The sequence below is a fragment of the Pseudomonas sp. SJZ078 genome (genome assembly GCF_007828255.1).
Lineage (GTDB): Bacteria > Pseudomonadota > Gammaproteobacteria > Pseudomonadales > Pseudomonadaceae > Aquipseudomonas.
On sequence record NZ_VIUG01000003.1, the window covers coordinates 210,441 to 226,812 of the forward strand.

Sequence of the window (16,372 nt, forward strand, 5' to 3'; positions counted from 1 at the left end):
CATTCATGTGGCTGGCGCCACCATCAGCGCCATGAACGACTTAGCCACCCTCGCCCGCCTGATCGAAAACCTCATCCGCTTCGGCACCATCGCTGCCGTCCAGATGCAGCCCCCGCGTGTGCAGGTCAAAACTGGAACCCTGACCACCGCCTGGCTACCGTGGATTGCCCTGCGGGCCGGCGCCGACCGGGAGTGGAACCCGCCGACCGTCAACGAACAAGTTCTGTTATTCAGCCCCTCGGGCCAGCTCGGCAACGGCGTCGTCCTGACCGGCCTGTTCAGCGACCAGATCCCCGCCAACGGCGACCGCGAAGGCCTGCACCGCGTCACCTACCGCGACGGCACGGTGATTGAGTACGACAGCGTCGCTCACCACCTCAACGCCACGCTCACCGATGGCGGCACCACCAACCTCATCAGCACCGGCGGCATCAATATCGTCGGCAACATCACGCACCAGGGCGACTACACCCAGAACGGCAACCAGAACGTCACCGGTAAGGTCACCGCCTCGGTAGATGTGGTGGCCGCTGGCATCAGCCTGGTGAAACACCTGCACGGCGGCGTCATGCCTGGCAGCGGCAAGACGGGGAAACCGGAATGAACCGACACACCGGCGCCGCCATCACCACCGTGGAGAGCATTGCCCAATCCATGAGCGATGTCCTCAGCACGCGCCTCGGTACCCGGGTGATGCGCCGCGAATACGGCAGCCTGTTGCCCGAGCTGGTAGACCACCCTTTCAACGACATCACCCGCTTGCAAGTGTACGCGGCCACCGTCATGGCGCTGATGCGCTGGGAGCCGCGTATCAGTCTGAGCCGCGTGCAGTTCCAGGGCGCCACCCTGCAAGGTCAAACATCACTGGACATCGAGGGCAGCATCGTCGATAGCAACGAGCCGCTGAGTCTGAGCGTGCCGCTGAACCTTGGGGGTAGCGCATGAACTCATTCGTCGCGATTGACCTGGGCCAGCTCCCTGCGCCCGAAGTCGTGGAGCAAATTGATTACGAGCAGATCCTCGCCGAGCGCAAGGCCTACGCCATCAGCCTCTGGCCGGTCGAGGAACAAGCCGAGATCGCCGCACGGCTTGAGCTGGAATCTGAGCCCCTGACCAAACTGCTCCAGGAGAACGCCTACCGCGAGACGGTGTGGCGCCAGCGCGTCAATGAAGCATCCGTCGCCAACATGCTGGCCCTGGCAAAGGGCAACGATCTGGAGAACCTGGCAGGCAACTTCAACGTCAAGCGCCTGGTCATCCAGGCCGCCAAGCCCACAGCCGTGCCGCCGGTACCGTTGCTAATGGAAAACGACGACAGCCTGCGGGAGCGGGCTCAAATGGCGTGGGAAGGACTGAGCACCGCCGGCCCGCGCAACAGCTACATCTTTCATGCGCGGTCTGCTGACGGCCAGGTTGCCGACGCCACTGCCGAGAGTCCCGCCCCGGCCGAGGCGGTGGTGACCGTGCAATCGATCCTGGGTGACGGCACCGCCTCGCCCGCCCTGCTGGCTACGGTCGATTCGTACCTCAGCGACAACGACCGTCGCCCTGTCGGGGATCGACTCACCGTGCAAAGCGCCCAGATCATCAACTACCAGGTCAAGGCCAAGCTGTATCTTTCAACGTCCGGCCCTGAAAGCGAGTTGATTCTCGCGGCGGCCAATGAGCAGTTGCTGGCCTTCGTGCACCAGCGGCGTCGCCTGGGCTTGGAAGTCTCGGAATCGATTATCCACGCCTCGCTGCACGTCGAGGGTGTGCGCAAGGTCGTGCTGGAGAACTGGGCGGACATCGTTGCCACAAAGTACCAGGCCCCGTATTGCACGGCCGTCGATTTGGCGTTGGGGGTCGAATGATGGCAGACGCGCCCCTTCTTCCAAGCAATTCGACGCCGTTGGAGCGTCAAGCGGCGCAGGCGCTGGCCCAGATCCAGCGTGTGCCGATTCCATTGCGCACGCTGTACAACCCCGACCTCTGCCCACTGCCCCTTTTGCCCTACCTGGCCTGGGCTTTCTCCGTGGACCGCTGGGACAGCAAGTGGACAGAAGCAGCCAAGCGCGCCGCCATACGCAGCGCGTACTACATCCATTCGCGCAAGGGCACCATCGGTTCACTACGCCGCGTCGTTGAACCGCTCGGTTACCTGATTGAAATCATCGAATGGTGGCAGACCGTTCCGGTCGGCCCTCGCGCCACCTTCAGGCTCAAGGTCGGCGTGCTCGACACCGGTATCACCGAAGAGATGTACCAGGAACTCACCTGGCTGATCGACGATGCCAAGCCCCTGACACGCCACCTCACCGGGCTCGCCATCAGCCTGGAAACCACCGGTTCAGTTCATATCGGCGCCTGCATCACCGAAGGCGACGAGATTGATATCTATCCACCCACACAGCGGGACATCGAGGTCACGGGCTACATCCACCAGGGCGGCCGTGAACACCAGATCGACACCATGGACATCTACCCATGACAGACCAAAACAGCCAATTTTTCGCCATCCTCACCGCTATCGGCAAAGCCAAGCAGGCCAATGCGGACGCCTTGGGAATTCCTTGGACGTTCGCGCAGATGGGCGTCGGTGATGCTAACGACACCGACCCGATCCCCAACGAGCAACAGACGCACCTGATCAATGAGCGCCGCCGAGCCCCGCTGAACCAGCTCAGCGTTGATCCAGCCAACCCCAACATCATCGTTGCCGAGCAGGTGATTCCTGAGAACATTGGTGGTTGGTGGATTCGTGAGGTGGGCCTGTATGACGCCGACGGTGACCTGGTCGCCGTGGCGAACTGCGCGCCAAGCTTCAAGCCTCTGCTGACTCAAGGCTCAGGCCGTACCCAGGTGGTACGGATGAACCTCATCGTCAGCAATACCGCCAACGTCGAGCTGAAGATCGATCCGAGCATTGTCCTAGCCACCCGCACTTACGTGGATTCGAAAATTCGTGAGGAACTGTACAAGCTCGACAGCAAGCAGTCGGTGCGCGTAGCGACCACGGGAAACATCGCCCTGACGGGGTTGCAGGTTGTCGATGGAGTGACGCTGCTGGCGGGCGACCGGGTGCTAGTGAAGAACCAGACGGCTGCCAAGGACAACGGCATCTATCTCGCGGCTGGCTCTTCTTGGCAGCGTGCTCCAGATGCCGACAGCAGTGCTGAGGTCACCTCAGCGATGATCCTGTCCGTCGAGCAAGGCGCTACGCTGGCCGACACTCGCTGGCAGTTGGTAACGGATGGGGCGATTGCTCTGGGCACCACGTCACTCTCTTTTCAGAACATCACACAGGGATTTGCCACGATCAATTCGCCCGCTTTTTTGGGAAGCCCAACAGCCCCGACTGCGCCGCTCAATAACAGCAGCCAGTTACTTGCGAATACTGCGTTTGTACAGCGAGCACTTGGCAACCATTCAGGCGTTGGCGGGCTTGACGTCAGCACTGTGCTGACAGCCGATGCATTCGGGAAATCGTTCATTATCAACACCGCGAATCCGGTCAATATCACCTTGCCGAAGGCGAGCACGGGGTTCAGCGGCGGCACCATCACGCTGGTGAACGTGTCGACCGGAACCGCGACAATCATTCTGCAAGGCACGGATTATGTAGCTGGCATCGCGGCGAATCAGCTCGTTCTCAAGACGCTAGACACTATTACCTTGTCTACGGGGGCGGGCATCACTTGGTACGCGGAAAATGGTTCTATCCCGGACTCACTGTCTACCGCAATGAAACGGCAGGCAAGTCCGCTCGATCAGACCGCCGGCGCCTTGATGCCGGTAGGCGCCTTCGGGACTGGTCGCGGTATCTTGAGCACTGAAGTGGATATGAATAATTACCTAATCCCCGGTAATTATCTGACGCCCTTGGCCGGTTTATTGAACATCCCGCCTGGCTGGTCTTCATCGGTCCGTTACAGCCTCGTTGTTGAAGGCTATATGAGTAACAACTACCTCGTGCAACGAATCACTGGCGGCTTATCGAGCGGTCAGATGCCGATTCTTGCCGTTCGAGTCATGCAGAACGCGGGGGAGTGGTCGCCGTGGCAATTTGGCTCTACGAATGAGCACGCGCCTTTTCGGGGTACCCAGGTATTCAAAACCGCAGGTGTCTTCACCTGGACGGTGCCTGTTGGCGTGAAAAAGGCTTGGGTTACGGTTATCGGAGGTGGTGGCGGCGGCGGTCGCGCAGGCGTCTCCGGGGCAGGATCAGGTGGCGGCGGTGGCGGTGGCTTGGCACAAGAGCTAGTTGATCTCTCAGGCGTGACCAGTGTCACGGTGACCGTTGGCGCTGGTGGCGCTGGCGCTACCGTAGACGCGGGTGTTGGCGAAACCGGTGCGACTTCTTCTTTTGGGACGTATCTATCTGCTACTGGCGGGGCCGGGGGCTTTGGTAACGCCTCGTCCGGTTATGCAAATGGCCCGGGGAGTGGTGGGCTCGGCACTGGGGGAGACTTCAACACGTCACTTGGGGTTGGACAACCCAGTTATGGGCCATACGGTGGGTCGGGTGGTGGTCCCGGTAGTCGATCAACGCAGGGGTCGGTCGCAGGTAATACAGGTGTTGGGCCTGGCGGTGGTGGTTCAGGTGCTGCCTTCGGCTATAACGGTGGTGCAGGTGCCGCCGGCAACGTAATTATTCAGTGGTGATCAGCATGTGGGCAAGAATTGAAAACGGGACGGTCGTCGAAACGACTGACATTGATCCAACCGAACGCTTCCACCCCGATTTGCTCTGGCAACCTTGTCCCACGGGGACCCGGCCAGGCTGGACGTTAAAGGAGGAGGACTTTTTACCTCCGCCTACCGTCCCTGCCTCCGATTTGGCCGATGCTGAGCGGGTATGGCGCAACAATGAACTGCAATCAACCGAGTGGCTGGTTACCCGCCATCGTGATGAACAGGCGTTGGAGCGCCCCCCCACGCTGACCTCCGAGCAATACTCCGAACTACTCATCTATCGCCAGGCACTTCGAGACTGGCCTCAGACGGGGGACTTCCCAGATGTAGAGTTTCGACCCATCGCGCCGTCATGGATAGCTGAGCAGATTCAGTAACGCTACGCCTTTTCTTCCTGTAACCCCCTCCCCTACAAGCCTCCGCGCTCGCCCAACCGGCGCGCGCGCGGCAGCCTGTGCACTGTCATCCCAATCACTGCGCAGGCAAACCCATGGCCGATTATCTTCACGGCGTGCGGGTCATCGAACTCAACGACGGCACCCGCCCCATTCGCACCATCCCCACCGCTGTTATCGGCATGGTCTGCACGGCCGACGACGCTGATGCCACCGTTTTCCCCTTTGACACACCTGTACTGCTCACCAACGTACAAACCGCCATCGGCAAGGCTGGCACCACGGGTACCCTGGCGAAGAGTCTTCAGGCCATCGCCGACCAGACCAAGCCCTACACCATCGTCGTGCGGGTGAAGGAAGGGGAAACCGAGGCGGAAACCACCAGTGCCCTGATCGGCACCACCACGGCCGAGGGAAAATACACCGGCATGAAAGCCCTGCTCGCCGCCAAAGCCCGCGTCGGCATGGTGCCGCGCATCCTGGGTGTGCCAGGCCTCGACAGCCTGCCGGTCGCCACTGCCCTGGTCGCCATCGCCCAGCAGTTGCGCGCCTTCGCCTACGTCAGTGCCTGGGGCTGTAAAACCAAGGAAGAGGTGGTCGCCTACCGTGACAACTTCGGCGCTCGCGAAGCCATGGTCATCTGGCCGGAGTTCCAGAACTGGAGCACCGTCACCAACGCGACCGTCACCGCCTCGGCCGTGGCCCGTGCATTGGGTCTGCGCGCCAAGATCGACCAGGAAGTGGGATGGCACAAAACCCTGTCCAACGTCGCGGTCAATGGCGTCACCGGCATCAGCGCCGATGTGTTCTGGGATCTGCAAAACCCGGCCACGGACGCCAACTACCTGAACAGCAACGAAGTCACCACCCTCATCAATGAAGGCGGCTTTCGCTTCTGGGGAAGCCGCACCACCAGCGAAGACCCGCTGTTTGCCTTCGAGAATTACACCCGCACAGCGCAGATCCTTGCCGACACCATGGCCGAAGCGCACATGTGGGCCGTGGACAAGCCGCTGCATGCGTCCCTGGTACGCGACATCATTGAAGGGGTTAACGCCAAGTTCCGCGAGATGATCGCGGCGGGCTACCTGATCGGCGGCAAGTGCTGGTATCCAGACGATGCCAACGACAAAGACACGCTCAAGGCCGGCAAGTTGTTCCTGGATTATGACTACACGCCGGTGCCACCGCTGGAAGACCTCACGTTGCGGCAACGCATCACTGACCGCTACCTGATCGACTTCGCCAGCAAGATCAACAGCTAAACCGGGCCTCCCCGCAAGGGGAGCTGACCCTGTGCCTGAGCAACGGAGAACCCCGCCATGGCCATGCCCCGCAAACTCAAAAACCTCAACCTGTTCAACGACGCCAACAGCTACCTGGGCGTGGTCAAGTCGGTCACCCTGCCCCCGCTGGGCCGCAAGATGGAAGCCTATCGCGGCGGCGGCATGAACGGCCCGGTCAAGGCCGATCTGGGCTTCTCGGACGACGGCATCCAGTTCGAATGGAAGACCGGCGGCCTGGATCTGATCGCCCTCAAACAGTTCGGCGCCGTCAATGCCTCGGGCATCGCGTTGCGCTTTACCGGTGCGTTCCAGCAGGACGACACCGAGGAAGTCAGCGCCGTGGAGATCGTCATGCGCGGCCGACACGAAACCATTGAAATGGGCGATGCACAGCCTGGTGAAGACACCGAGCACAGCATCACCACCACCTGCACCTATTACAAATTGATCGTCGATAACGAAGAAATCATCGAGATCGACCTCCTCAATTTCATTGAGAACGTGAACGGCGTGGACATGCTGGATAAGCAGCGCCAAGCCCTCGGCATCTGACCCACCCCGCCCCATCGGGGCGGTTAATCCCACACGCTGGAGCCCTACATGAAAACTGACGATACCCTCGAAGCGTTGCCCCCGGTTGACGACAACACCGTCACCCTGGACACCCCGATCATCCGTGGAAAAACCTTCATCGACACCATTACCCTTCGCAAACCGCAATCAGGCGAGCTGCGCGGCGTGCAACTGGTAGAGCTACTGAACATGGACGTAGCCACCCTCATCAAGATCCTGCCGCGTATCAGTAGCCCAGGCATCACGGCACCCGAAGCCGCCAGCATGGACCCGGCCGACCTGCTCGCCTGTGGTAGCAAGATTTCCGGTTTTTTGTTGCAGAAGTCGGTGAAGACGGACGCGTCCCTCGTTGCGTAGAAGACGCCATGGCCGACTTGGCCGTGGTTTTCCACTGGGCACCGGCTGACATGGACCAGCTGGGCCTGCAAGAACTGATGGAGTGGCGCGAGCGCGCCCGGGTGCGGAGTTCCACCGATGGCGAATGACTTAAAACTTCAGGTGCTGCTCAATGCCATCGACAAGGCGAGCGGCCCCCTGAAGGCCATCAACAACGGCAGCATCGGGGCCGCCCGCGCCCTCAAGGAAGCCCGCGACCGCCTCAAGGAACTCAACGCTCAACAGAAGGACGTCAGCGCCTGGCGCACCCAGCGCGCTGCCGCCGAGCAAACCGAGCAAGCCCTCATCGCCGCCCGCGACAAAGTGCGGGCCCTGTCCCAGCAGTTCGCCGCTACAGGCGCGCCAACCAAGGCCATGACCAAGGACTTCCGTGCAGCCGTTCGCGAAGCGCAGAAGCTCAAGGAACAACATCAACAACAGGGCGAACAGCTCCAGGCCCTGCGCAGCAAACTGCAAGGCGCCGGCATCAGCACCAAGAACCTCAGCAGCCACGAACGCCAGTTGCGCGAGCAAATCAGCGCCACCAACGCCAGCATCAGCGAACAGGGCAAACGCCTGGTCGCGTTGAATGCTCAGCAAAAGCGCCTTGCCATCGAGCGCGCCAAGCTGGAGAAAACACAGAACCTAGCCGGCAACATGGCTATGAACGGCGCCGCCGGCCTGGGTGTGGGATATGCCGCGAGCCGGCCGGTGGCTAAGGCCATCGGTGCCTTTGCGCCAAACGAAGACTCGGCCACGCAACTCAAGGTTTCGATGATGGACGGCACCGGCAAGGTGTCTGAAGACTTTCAGAAAATCACCGACCTGGCGACCAAGCTGGGCGACCGCCTGCCCGGCACCACGGCCGACTTTCAAGCAATGATGACCATGCTGCGTCGCCAGGGCCTCAGCGCGCAAAGCATCCTCGGTGGCACCGGAGAGGCGGCTGCGTACCTGGGCGTTCAGTTGCAGATGCCCGTAACCGCCGCGGCTGAATTTGCCGCGAAGATGCAGGACGCTACCCGAACATCCGAAAAAGACATGATGGCGCTGATGGACATCATCCAGCGTGGGTTCTACTCCGGCGTAGACCCGACCAACATGCTCCAGGGTTTCAGCAAGATCGCACCGGTCATGGACACCATCAAGAAATCAGGCATCGACGCCGCTGCCGAGCTGGCCCCGCTGCTGATCATGATGGACCAGGCTGGCATGGAAGGCGGCGCGGCCGGTAACGCCTACCGGAAAATCTTCCAGGCAGGCCTGGACAAGGACGGGATCAAAGACGTCAACAAAATCATGGAGCTTGAAGGCAAAAACATCCGTTTCAAGTTCACCGACGACAAAGGCAATTTTGCCGGCCTGGAAAATCTGTTCGCTCAGGTCGAAAAACTGAAGTCATTGAACGACGAGGACCGCACGTCCACGATCAAGCTGCTGTTCGGCGACGACTCCGAAACCATGACCACCTTGAACACCATGATGAACAAGGGGATCGTGGGCTATCGGGAAGTGCAGCAGAAGCTGCAAAACCAAGCCGATTTGCGCAAGCGGGTGAACGAACAGCTCGCCACCCTCACCAACGTCATGGAAGCAGCAGAGGGTAGCTTCACCAACGCCCTGGCCGAGTTTGGCGCCGCCGTTGCGCCCGAGCTGAAACAGATCATCACCACCCTCGGAGAAGTTGCCAACAGCGTAGGCGCCTGGGCTCGAGAGAACCCGAGACTGGCGGGCGGCCTGGTGAAGGTTGTAGCGGCTGTCGCTGGCCTGGCCTTCGTGTTCGGTGGGCTGGCCTTGACTATGGCGAGCCTGCTCGGCCCTTTCGCCATGGTGCGATACGGCATGGGCATGTTTGGCATTCGCTTGGGCATCGTGAAAGCCCAACTGATAGGTACGCGCACCGCAGCAGCAGGCGCCGGAGCCAACATTGGTAGGCTTGGGAAAGTCTGGCGGTCCCTGGTAGCCACTCGCTCGGCGGGTGGATTGCTCAGTGCGTTACCCGCTTTCGTCAGCAGCGCCCGCCTGGCTGCCGCCAGCGTGCTACCGATGCTCGGCGGTGCGATCAGTGCGGTCGGTACCGCCATCATGGCGACGCCCATCGGCTGGCTGCTGGCGGCCATTGCTGCCCTGGTTGCTGCTGGCGTGCTGGTCTACAAATACTGGAACCCGATCAAGGGCTTCTTCCTCGGCTTCTGGCAAGGCCTGGTCAGGGCCTTGCAACCGGTACTCGATAGTTTCGCCGGGCTCGGCCAATCGCTGCTGAACCTGGGCCAGGCCGTCATGACGCTGCCAGGTGTCGGCGCGGCCATGGAGCTTCTGGGCAGCATCGCACGCCCCCTGTTCAGTCTGATATCAGATGGCGTCAGCAGCCTGATCACCTGGTTCGGCCAGCTACTTGCGCCCGTCGAAGACGTCGGTGGCGCCGCTCAGTCAATGGGCGAACGCTTCGGCGCTGTCATCGGCAATATGCTCAGCCTTCTATTAGGTCTACCTGCTCAGTTCGCTGAACTGGGTACGCAGATGATTCAAGGCCTGGCAAATGGCATCACCAACAGCCTGACTGTAGCCAAGGAGGCCATCACCGGGGCAGGCGATGCGGTGATTGGTTGGTTCAAGGAAAAGCTCGATATCCACAGCCCCTCGCGTGTGTTCGCAGAACTGGGCGGCTTCACCATGGCCGGCCTGGCCCAGGGGCTTGAGGGCAGTCAGAACGGGCCACTGAGCGCCATGACCAGCCTGAGCAAACAGCTCACGGCAGCCGGCACGCTGGCCCTCGGCGCAACCGCCATGCCTCTGGCGGCCATGCCGTTGCCGCAATTCCCCATCGGGGCTGCCGCTACCTCTTCGTTGTCGATCGATGATCGAGCGCCCATCAGCCCTACCCCGGCGCCGGTTCATGACAGCCACGACACCTACGAAATCAACATCCACACCACGCCAGGCATGGACGCCCAGGCGATCAGCCGCGCCGTACGGGCCGAGCTGGCGCGCATCGCCAGCGAAAAGGCCGCCCGCCAGCGCAGCAAACTGTCAGATCTGGAGTAATCCCTATGATGCTTGCCTTGGGCATGTTCGTGTTCAGCCTGTCCACCGCCGCTTATCAGGAGCTGCAACGCCAAACCGAATGGCGACATGCGAGCAACAGCCGCGTCGGCGCCGCTCCGGCTCGGCAGTTTGTTGGGCGCGGTGACGACACCATCACCCTGCCCGGCGTCATCCTGCCAGAGCTGGCCGGCAGCGCCTTGAGCCTCGACGCCCTGCGGCTGATGGCGAACACCGGCAAGGCCTGGCCGATGGTCGAAGGCAGCGGCCGGATCTACGGCCTGTGGATTATCGATGGCCTGAGCGAAACCAAAACGCTGTTCTTCCGTGACGGCACGCCTCGGCGTATTGAATTCACGATCAACCTCAAGCGCATCGATGACGACCGGATCGATCTGCTCGGCGCCGGTACCAGCGCAGGTGTCAACATCTTGAGGGCGCTGCTGTGATTGAGGCAGCCCTGTCCAAGGTGACCGGCTACGTCGAAGGCCTGGCCGAGCGCTACCGCCGCGACGCGGCCTACCCGGTACCGGCGTTTCGTATCACGGTCGATGGCGACGACATCGCCCAGTTGATCAGCCCACGGCTGATGAGCCTGGAGCTGACCGACAATCGCGGAATCGAGGCCGACCAGCTCAGCATCATCCTCAGCGACCACGACGGGCTGCTGGCGATCCCGCCCAAAGGCGCGACCATCCGATTGTGGCTGGGTTGGAGCGACACAGGCCTGGTGGACAAGGGCACCTACACTGTCGATGAAACCGAGCATAGCGGTGCGCCGGACGTGCTGAGCATTCGCGCTCGCTCTGCCGACCTGCGCAAGGGCCTAAAGACCAAACGCGAACGCAGCTGGAGCAACACCACCCTCGGCGACGTTCTGGGCGACATCGCCCTGGGCAACGGCCTCACGGCCACTATTGCCGGCGCCCTGGACGGTTTGCCTATCCTGCAGTTGGACCAGGCCAACGAATCAGACGCCAACCTGATCAGCCGCGTGGGAGAAGAGTTCGACGCCGTGGTCACAGTCAAGGCCGGCTGCCTGCTGTGCCTGCCGGCAGGTGGCGGCAGGACGGCCACCGGCGCCGAGCTGCCGCATATCACCCTCACCCGCACCGATGGCGACCAGCACCGCTACCTGCAAGCTGACCGCGACAGCTACGACGGTGTGCGAGCCTATTTCTATGACGTAAACAGTGCGAAGAAACAGGAGGCCATCGCCGGCGGTGGCGAAAACCTCAAAGACCTGCGCCATACCTTCAGCGACCGCCAGTCCGCCCTGCGCGCTGCCCGGGCGGAATTCAACCGCCTACAACGTGGCAGCGCGACGTTGAGCTACACCCTCGCCCAGGGTCGGCCTGACCTCATTCCCGAACTGACCTACACGCTTCAAGGCGTTAAGCCGGAGATCGACGAGATCATCTGGTACGGCGGTAACGTGCAGCACACCCTCAGCCCGGACAATGGATACACCGTCAGCCTGGAGCTGGAGAGCAAGTTGCCCGAGGACACGGTTGAGGGGTTGGCGGAGGAAAACAAAGGGGATTACACAGGAATCATCGCGTACTACCGCGACAAGAAAACAGGGAAGGAAAAGACTGTAACGGCGGGGGATCAGAGCAAGCCGAAGCGGTTGCGGTGGTTGTATGCGAGTGAGAAGACGGCGAAGCGGGCGGTGGATCGGGAGTGGCTGCGGTTGCAGAAGACTATCTGAATGGGTTCAATTAAATAGTTAACATTGCGTGCATTCGCTTCACAATCATTACGATTGTAAGCATAAGATTAGCAGTGACAAATATCACTAAAGGAGTCAACAAATATTTAGCGTAATTCAATTTTATTACCAAATCGAAAAACTCCAGCTCGTTCACGACACCATTAAGCACCGAGTGCACAAAACACAAACCAACCAAAACAATGGAACTTATTATCGAAAAACAAATATTATAATAGAGCTGCTTCAACAAAACTTTCTTGGCATCATAAAGAGGATCAATTTTTTTTACCGCTTCCAGCTTGCTTTCTTGATCATAGACAAGCACCAATACAGATAGGAGAAGGGCTGTAAATATAGCGCCAAAATTCACCAACATTGATGATACATCTTTATTTAGATTGTATCCCGCAAAACAACCCAAAGCAGCCACAGCGCCGGGTAGAGCAAAAAATGTTACGTAGTCCATGATAGATCGCTTTCCGGCTGGATCAGCAAGGGTAGCAATATGTCCAAGGATTATTGCCGCAACATTGATTTTGCCACTCATATTTTCACCTGTAATCCGGGATATATAGAATCCACAAACTCTTGCAGTACTTGGGTACACCACTTATGAAGGGAGACAGGATCTGGATTACCCGCCACCATATCCACCTCATCTTCCTCAATCATTATCTCACAGACTTGCTCTTCTGCGGGTCTTCCAATTGTAAATGTTCGTTTTTTTCCATTTAATTCCGCTATTGCCTTCACCTCTCCGCAATGCGGACGCAAAAATTCAACGACGGCGTACTCTTCGCTGTTGGGGTCAAAAAAATCCTTCAACCTACCACCCAGCTTTCCTCTAACGGGAGACTTAACAATAAGCTGCTGCTCTTTATGCCCCAATTTTGTCAGCTGATCAGTAATATCAGCCATTCCTTGAAACCTTGTGAGTTTTATCTCCTTTGCCTGAGCTTCCTCCCACATCTTGAAAGCTTTCTTATAGGCCAATGGATTCATTTGCAGTGTACGCTTAGTAACCTTCGTGAAATTTTCACGAAGCAGTTCATATAGCAATGTTTTAATACCATTACCTTTATAATTATGAAGCAAAACTATTCCCTCATCGAATCCTGATGGAATATAAAACCTCACATAATGCTTTATAATCTCGGCATTATTTTGTGCCTTTTGAAAATCCACGTTGCCAGTTTCTATGTCAATAATGTCATTTTTCACGCCATAAGAGCCTGCCTCAAACCAACCGGCCATTTCTCTTTTGTCGTCATAAAATTTCATTCCAAAAAATCGGTAAACCTGCTTACTATCTTCAACAATTTTAAATTTATCATTCTGAGCCGAGATAAAGTCTTTAAAAACGCTATATACGTCAAACTGCCCAACTTTATCCAATACAGCATAGCGCTCTTCGCCCTTCTTAGGATCACTATAAGGATTAAAGCAACGAATCGAATAAGGTGCTATTGAGTGCATATGGCCGCTTCTTCTATTAATAAATGGTTTTAGTTGAATGTAAGCAAGCACGCATTCATCGCACATGAACCGCTGCGCAGTACCAGGCCGTTGTCAAACGTCCGACTCTTATAAATGCCACCTGAAAGGACTCTTTCTACTTCAATACCGCTGCCGTCAGTCAAAGCGCTAACAGCTTTTTTTGCGAGCACAGTTGCATTAATAACACGCGCCTTATTCTTTGGATCATCCGATCCAGTCCATGCGACATTGATTCGATCACATTTAAACTCAAGTTTCATATCGAAAACTTTGTCACCAAAGGTATAGCGAGTGGTCATGCAGCCGGGCGAGTCTTCTTCCTTAACTTGTTTAAGAATGGGAGCGTGTATGGCTTTTATGACGGCTTGTTCGTCAATAAAACGGACATCAGCAAACGCCAGAGGCTGGGCAATGAAAGATAGTGAAGCAGCGACAAGCGTTGCTTTGGACATGGATCACATCCTTATGCTGGTTGCGAGGTAGCGCCGGTTGGCATGCTCGCCGGCCCTGTAACCGGACCTTGGCGAGGTGGATCATCGGCGTCCCTGACTTAATGATCCGTTCTTAATGGGTACAGATTATGCTGGCCGTTTGGTATCGGCAAGGGCTTCAGTCAAATCCTTGAGGCGCTGCTCGACATCCATTAAGCGTTTCTTCTCTTCAGCAGCGCTTTGTATCTCCCGCTTGCCCGCCTCCCCAAGCGAGCGAAACAGTTCAAGGATGGCCTCCTCCTGCTTGTTTGCAGCCTGGGCCTGGGCAACTTCACCCCTCGCGTCACGAAACATCGGGCCTTCACCGGTCAACAGCCAATCAACGCTTATACCCAAATGAGTGCGCAAGGCCGACATGGCCTTTGCGTTGGGCTCTCTCTCGTCCAGAAGGTAGTTCTGGAGCGTTCTGTAGGGAATGCCAATGATGTCGGCAGCCTGCTTAATGGACAGGCCTTTGGCATCAAGAACGCTGCGAAGACGCTCAGATATACTCATTTTTTCATATAATCCGATTGACGCACTCATTTTGGTGCGTATACTGCGAACAAACAGGTACATCTTAACCAACTAGGAACACATCAACCATGAGCCAAGCCATGGAAAAGCGCCAGATCCAGGCGCGGCTGATCGAACACGGCAGCAATTTCCGCCAGTTCGCGATCAGTCACGGCTACGAGCCGCGCACGGTGACTCAGGTAGTTCAGCGCTGGGCCGGTCATGACACATTGCCTCGGGGGCGGTTGTCGTTCCGCATTCTGCGTGACCTTTCCAAGGTAATCGGCAAAGAAGTTCTGCCCGGAATCCTGGCGGATTCAAACGAGCAAACAGAATGCAAGGCTGTATGAAATGACTGTAGGGGCGAGGGCACCAGGGAGAAACCAGAAGATGAAACGCCCAATACTAGCGACCAAGCGCCAAGTCATGAGCGCAGTTATCTGCGCTTACCCCGGCGGACGCGAGTGCGCCGCTGCCCGGCTCGGCTATGAACTCAAGAAGTTCGATAACCATGTTTACGAAAATGCCGGCAGCCGTCCCCTAAGTGATGAGCAGATCCACTTGCTCGAGCAGGACGCGGGCACGACCCACCTGCCTGAATACATCGCCGCACTGTATGGCGGCATGTTCGTGCCGCTCGCTAAACCCGAGACACTGGACAACATCGACCTGTACAGCCGTTCGGTACATGCCGCAGCGAAACGCGGTTACGTCGATCAGATTATCGCGAAGGCGCTGGAGGACGGGGTAGTTGAGCCGGGCGAGGCTGCGGCAATTCTCGGCGCTCACAATCGCTATATGGCTGCGCGCCATTCCGAAGTGCTGGCCACCATCCAGCTGCACAGCAAGGAGCGCAAGCATTGAGCACTTACAAGCTGGTCTGCCCTCACTGCCTAGGCCGCATGCGTATCCGCACCAGCGAAGGCACGCACATTTTCCTGCGGGTGGCGTACCTGCAATGCACCAACGAGGCCTGCGGCTGGTCGGTGCGGGCTGAGTTCGAAATGACTCATGAGATGAGCCCCAGCGGCATGGCGAACCCTTCCGTCAAGCTGCCTATCGCCGACATTGCCCTGCGTCGCGCCGCGATGAAGTCCGCCAACGATCAACCCGACCTGCTCGACCAAATGGAAATGGAGTGTGCGCAATGAACCATGAACAGCTTGACCATGATTACCGCAGCAGCATGCAACGTGCCGCATTCGCCTACCTGCAACGGCACGAAGCGCAGCACCTGGTGGATTCAGATCTGCTGTACGAAAACTGCGTCCGGCACATGACCACCGCAATGGAAGTCCCGGTATTCATGGCACAGCAGCTGGTGCACAACGCCTGGACTGAATTGCAGGTAATCAACCAACGCAAGTGGATCGGCGTGGACTGGGGCTCCAGCCCTGGCAGCACTGTCGTCCATTTGATCGACACCCGGGCGGACCTTCGCTACCCGGTCCCGGCAAGGCTGCTACCACAGACGATGCTGGCCCAGCGCGATGCCGCGCTGAAGCAACAACCTCAGTAACCCCCTTTTAAACAACCCGCCCTGCCCCGCTTTCCGTGGGTTTGGGTGAGCTTTGCCCGAAATCCGAGGTGGACCATGGAAATCGACGTCGCCATCACCACAAAACTGCCCCGCGAAGAGGCCGAAGCGCTGCTCCAAGCGCTACGGAACCAATACGCCCAGCAGTTTAACGAGCATTGGTACGACGACCGCTTTCGCATGATCCCCGAGGGTTTACGGCATGGCTCGTTGCTCGCGGCCTTCCCGGTGATGGCCGCGCAAAAACGCCTGATTGGCGCCCTTAAACACAGTCTCGGCGAAGTGAAGTAAGC

Annotated in this window: 22 protein-coding genes; 18 read left to right on the forward strand and 4 right to left on the reverse strand. The window is 58.4% G+C overall.

Going from position 1 to position 16,372, the window contains the following annotated elements:
• Positions 1-31 precede the first annotated feature (31 nt).
• From FBY02_RS04750 to FBY02_RS04810, 13 genes are all read left to right on the forward strand, one after another.
• Positions 32-604 carry a phage baseplate assembly protein V gene (locus FBY02_RS04750; RefSeq protein WP_144924023.1) on the forward strand — a complete coding sequence of 191 codons (573 nt, stop codon included), beginning with the start codon at positions 32-34 and terminating at the stop codon, positions 602-604.
• On the forward strand, positions 601-945 hold the full coding sequence (locus tag FBY02_RS04755; RefSeq protein WP_060738364.1) for a GPW/gp25 family protein: 345 nt from the start codon (positions 601-603) through the stop codon (positions 943-945). Before FBY02_RS04750 ends, FBY02_RS04755 begins: the two co-directional genes overlap by 4 nt.
• The gene (locus FBY02_RS04760) at positions 942-1,853 is read left to right on the forward strand and encodes a baseplate J/gp47 family protein (protein ID WP_144924026.1); all 912 of its coding nucleotides are present in this window, start codon (positions 942-944) and stop codon (positions 1,851-1,853) included. Before FBY02_RS04755 ends, FBY02_RS04760 begins: the two co-directional genes overlap by 4 nt.
• Positions 1,853-2,470, forward strand: coding sequence for a phage tail protein I (locus FBY02_RS04765; RefSeq protein WP_060738366.1), 618 nt, complete (start codon positions 1,853-1,855; stop codon positions 2,468-2,470). Before FBY02_RS04760 ends, FBY02_RS04765 begins: the two co-directional genes overlap by 1 nt.
• On the forward strand, positions 2,467-4,644 hold the full coding sequence (locus FBY02_RS28215) for a phage tail protein (RefSeq protein ID WP_218570697.1): 2,178 nt from the start codon (positions 2,467-2,469) through the stop codon (positions 4,642-4,644). The genes FBY02_RS04765 and FBY02_RS28215 overlap by 4 nt, the downstream gene beginning before the upstream one ends.
• 5 nt (positions 4,645-4,649) lie before the next feature.
• Positions 4,650-5,051 (forward strand): phage tail assembly chaperone, encoded by a 402-nt coding sequence (locus FBY02_RS04775; RefSeq protein ID WP_144924029.1) that lies wholly within the window; start codon positions 4,650-4,652, stop codon positions 5,049-5,051.
• A 113-nt stretch (positions 5,052-5,164) separates the two neighbouring features.
• On the forward strand, positions 5,165-6,334 hold the full coding sequence (locus FBY02_RS04780) for a phage tail sheath protein (protein WP_144924033.1): 1,170 nt from the start codon (positions 5,165-5,167) through the stop codon (positions 6,332-6,334).
• Between the two features lie 57 nt (positions 6,335-6,391).
• Positions 6,392-6,907, forward strand: a complete 516-nt coding sequence (locus tag FBY02_RS04785) for a phage major tail tube protein (protein ID WP_144924036.1) — start codon at positions 6,392-6,394, stop codon at positions 6,905-6,907.
• A 48-nt stretch (positions 6,908-6,955) separates the two neighbouring features.
• Entirely contained in the window at positions 6,956-7,285 is a 330-nt protein-coding gene (locus FBY02_RS04790) for a phage tail assembly protein (protein WP_144924039.1), read from the forward strand.
• A gap of 8 nt (positions 7,286-7,293) precedes the next feature.
• Positions 7,294-7,413 carry a GpE family phage tail protein gene (locus FBY02_RS04795; protein WP_003183333.1) on the forward strand — a complete coding sequence of 40 codons (120 nt, stop codon included), beginning with the start codon at positions 7,294-7,296 and terminating at the stop codon, positions 7,411-7,413.
• A complete protein-coding gene (locus FBY02_RS04800) occupies positions 7,403-10,348 on the forward strand; it encodes a phage tail tape measure protein (RefSeq protein ID WP_144924042.1) in 2,946 nt (981 codons plus the stop codon). Before FBY02_RS04795 ends, FBY02_RS04800 begins: the two co-directional genes overlap by 11 nt.
• A 5-nt stretch (positions 10,349-10,353) precedes the next feature.
• Positions 10,354-10,794, forward strand: a complete 441-nt coding sequence (locus FBY02_RS04805) for a phage tail protein (protein ID WP_144924045.1) — start codon at positions 10,354-10,356, stop codon at positions 10,792-10,794.
• Positions 10,791-12,056 (forward strand): phage late control D family protein, encoded by a 1,266-nt coding sequence (locus tag FBY02_RS04810; RefSeq protein WP_144924048.1) that lies wholly within the window; start codon positions 10,791-10,793, stop codon positions 12,054-12,056. The genes FBY02_RS04805 and FBY02_RS04810 overlap by 4 nt, the downstream gene beginning before the upstream one ends.
• A gap of 10 nt (positions 12,057-12,066) precedes the next feature.
• Here FBY02_RS04810 and FBY02_RS04815 read toward each other — a convergent pair whose 3' ends face one another.
• From FBY02_RS04815 to FBY02_RS04830, 4 genes are all read right to left on the reverse strand, one after another.
• On the reverse strand, positions 12,067-12,606 hold the full coding sequence (locus FBY02_RS04815) for a hypothetical protein (RefSeq protein WP_144924051.1): 540 nt from the start codon (positions 12,604-12,606) through the stop codon (positions 12,067-12,069).
• A complete protein-coding gene (locus tag FBY02_RS04820; protein WP_218570698.1) occupies positions 12,603-13,586 on the reverse strand; it encodes a hypothetical protein in 984 nt (327 codons plus the stop codon). Before FBY02_RS04820 ends, FBY02_RS04815 begins: the two co-directional genes overlap by 4 nt.
• The gene (locus FBY02_RS04825; protein WP_144924054.1) at positions 13,565-14,008 is read right to left on the reverse strand and encodes a hypothetical protein; all 444 of its coding nucleotides are present in this window, start codon (positions 14,006-14,008) and stop codon (positions 13,565-13,567) included. Before FBY02_RS04825 ends, FBY02_RS04820 begins: the two co-directional genes overlap by 22 nt.
• A gap of 126 nt (positions 14,009-14,134) precedes the next feature.
• Positions 14,135-14,572 (reverse strand): helix-turn-helix domain-containing protein, encoded by a 438-nt coding sequence (locus FBY02_RS04830; RefSeq protein WP_256667273.1) that lies wholly within the window; start codon positions 14,570-14,572, stop codon positions 14,135-14,137.
• A 71-nt stretch (positions 14,573-14,643) separates the two neighbouring features.
• Here FBY02_RS04830 and FBY02_RS04835 point away from each other — a divergent pair, with 71 nt between their 5' ends.
• From FBY02_RS04835 to FBY02_RS04855, 5 genes are all read left to right on the forward strand, one after another.
• Positions 14,644-14,892 (forward strand): hypothetical protein, encoded by a 249-nt coding sequence (locus FBY02_RS04835; protein ID WP_144924355.1) that lies wholly within the window; start codon positions 14,644-14,646, stop codon positions 14,890-14,892.
• A gap of 40 nt (positions 14,893-14,932) precedes the next feature.
• On the forward strand, positions 14,933-15,406 hold the full coding sequence (locus FBY02_RS04840; protein WP_144924057.1) for a YmfL family putative regulatory protein: 474 nt from the start codon (positions 14,933-14,935) through the stop codon (positions 15,404-15,406).
• Positions 15,403-15,693 carry an ogr/Delta-like zinc finger family protein gene (locus FBY02_RS04845; RefSeq protein ID WP_003183346.1) on the forward strand — a complete coding sequence of 97 codons (291 nt, stop codon included), beginning with the start codon at positions 15,403-15,405 and terminating at the stop codon, positions 15,691-15,693. Before FBY02_RS04840 ends, FBY02_RS04845 begins: the two co-directional genes overlap by 4 nt.
• Positions 15,690-16,061, forward strand: a complete 372-nt coding sequence (locus FBY02_RS04850) for a hypothetical protein (protein ID WP_144924060.1) — start codon at positions 15,690-15,692, stop codon at positions 16,059-16,061. Before FBY02_RS04845 ends, FBY02_RS04850 begins: the two co-directional genes overlap by 4 nt.
• Before the next feature lie 75 nt (positions 16,062-16,136).
• The gene (locus FBY02_RS04855; protein ID WP_144924063.1) at positions 16,137-16,370 is read left to right on the forward strand and encodes a hypothetical protein; all 234 of its coding nucleotides are present in this window, start codon (positions 16,137-16,139) and stop codon (positions 16,368-16,370) included.
• Positions 16,371-16,372 lie beyond the last annotated feature (2 nt).

Bases quoted from the DNA above. Each gene is read 5' to 3' on its own strand.
- FBY02_RS04750 (WP_144924023.1), top strand. From the start codon at position 32: ATGAACGACTTAGCCACCCTCGCCCGCCTGATCGAAAACCTCATCCGC.
- FBY02_RS04755 (WP_060738364.1), top strand. From the start codon at position 601: ATGAACCGACACACCGGCGCCGCCATCACCACCGTGGAGAGCATTGCC.
- FBY02_RS04760 (WP_144924026.1), top strand. From the start codon at position 942: ATGAACTCATTCGTCGCGATTGACCTGGGCCAGCTCCCTGCGCCCGAA.
- FBY02_RS04765 (WP_060738366.1), top strand. From the start codon at position 1,853: ATGGCAGACGCGCCCCTTCTTCCAAGCAATTCGACGCCGTTGGAGCGT.
- FBY02_RS28215 (WP_218570697.1), top strand. From the start codon at position 2,467: ATGACAGACCAAAACAGCCAATTTTTCGCCATCCTCACCGCTATCGGC.
- FBY02_RS04775 (WP_144924029.1), top strand. From the start codon at position 4,650: ATGTGGGCAAGAATTGAAAACGGGACGGTCGTCGAAACGACTGACATT.
- FBY02_RS04780 (WP_144924033.1), top strand. From the start codon at position 5,165: ATGGCCGATTATCTTCACGGCGTGCGGGTCATCGAACTCAACGACGGC.
- FBY02_RS04785 (WP_144924036.1), top strand. From the start codon at position 6,392: ATGGCCATGCCCCGCAAACTCAAAAACCTCAACCTGTTCAACGACGCC.
- FBY02_RS04790 (WP_144924039.1), top strand. From the start codon at position 6,956: ATGAAAACTGACGATACCCTCGAAGCGTTGCCCCCGGTTGACGACAAC.
- FBY02_RS04795 (WP_003183333.1), top strand. From the start codon at position 7,294: ATGGCCGACTTGGCCGTGGTTTTCCACTGGGCACCGGCTGACATGGAC.
- FBY02_RS04800 (WP_144924042.1), top strand. From the start codon at position 7,403: ATGGCGAATGACTTAAAACTTCAGGTGCTGCTCAATGCCATCGACAAG.
- FBY02_RS04805 (WP_144924045.1), top strand. From the start codon at position 10,354: ATGATGCTTGCCTTGGGCATGTTCGTGTTCAGCCTGTCCACCGCCGCT.
- FBY02_RS04815 (WP_144924051.1), bottom strand. From the start codon at position 12,606: ATGAGTGGCAAAATCAATGTTGCGGCAATAATCCTTGGACATATTGCT.
- FBY02_RS04825 (WP_144924054.1), bottom strand. From the start codon at position 14,008: ATGTCCAAAGCAACGCTTGTCGCTGCTTCACTATCTTTCATTGCCCAG.
- FBY02_RS04830 (WP_256667273.1), bottom strand. From the start codon at position 14,572: ATGAGTGCGTCAATCGGATTATATGAAAAAATGAGTATATCTGAGCGT.
- FBY02_RS04835 (WP_144924355.1), top strand. From the start codon at position 14,644: ATGGAAAAGCGCCAGATCCAGGCGCGGCTGATCGAACACGGCAGCAAT.
- FBY02_RS04840 (WP_144924057.1), top strand. From the start codon at position 14,933: ATGAAACGCCCAATACTAGCGACCAAGCGCCAAGTCATGAGCGCAGTT.
- FBY02_RS04850 (WP_144924060.1), top strand. From the start codon at position 15,690: ATGAACCATGAACAGCTTGACCATGATTACCGCAGCAGCATGCAACGT.
- FBY02_RS04855 (WP_144924063.1), top strand. From the start codon at position 16,137: ATGGAAATCGACGTCGCCATCACCACAAAACTGCCCCGCGAAGAGGCC.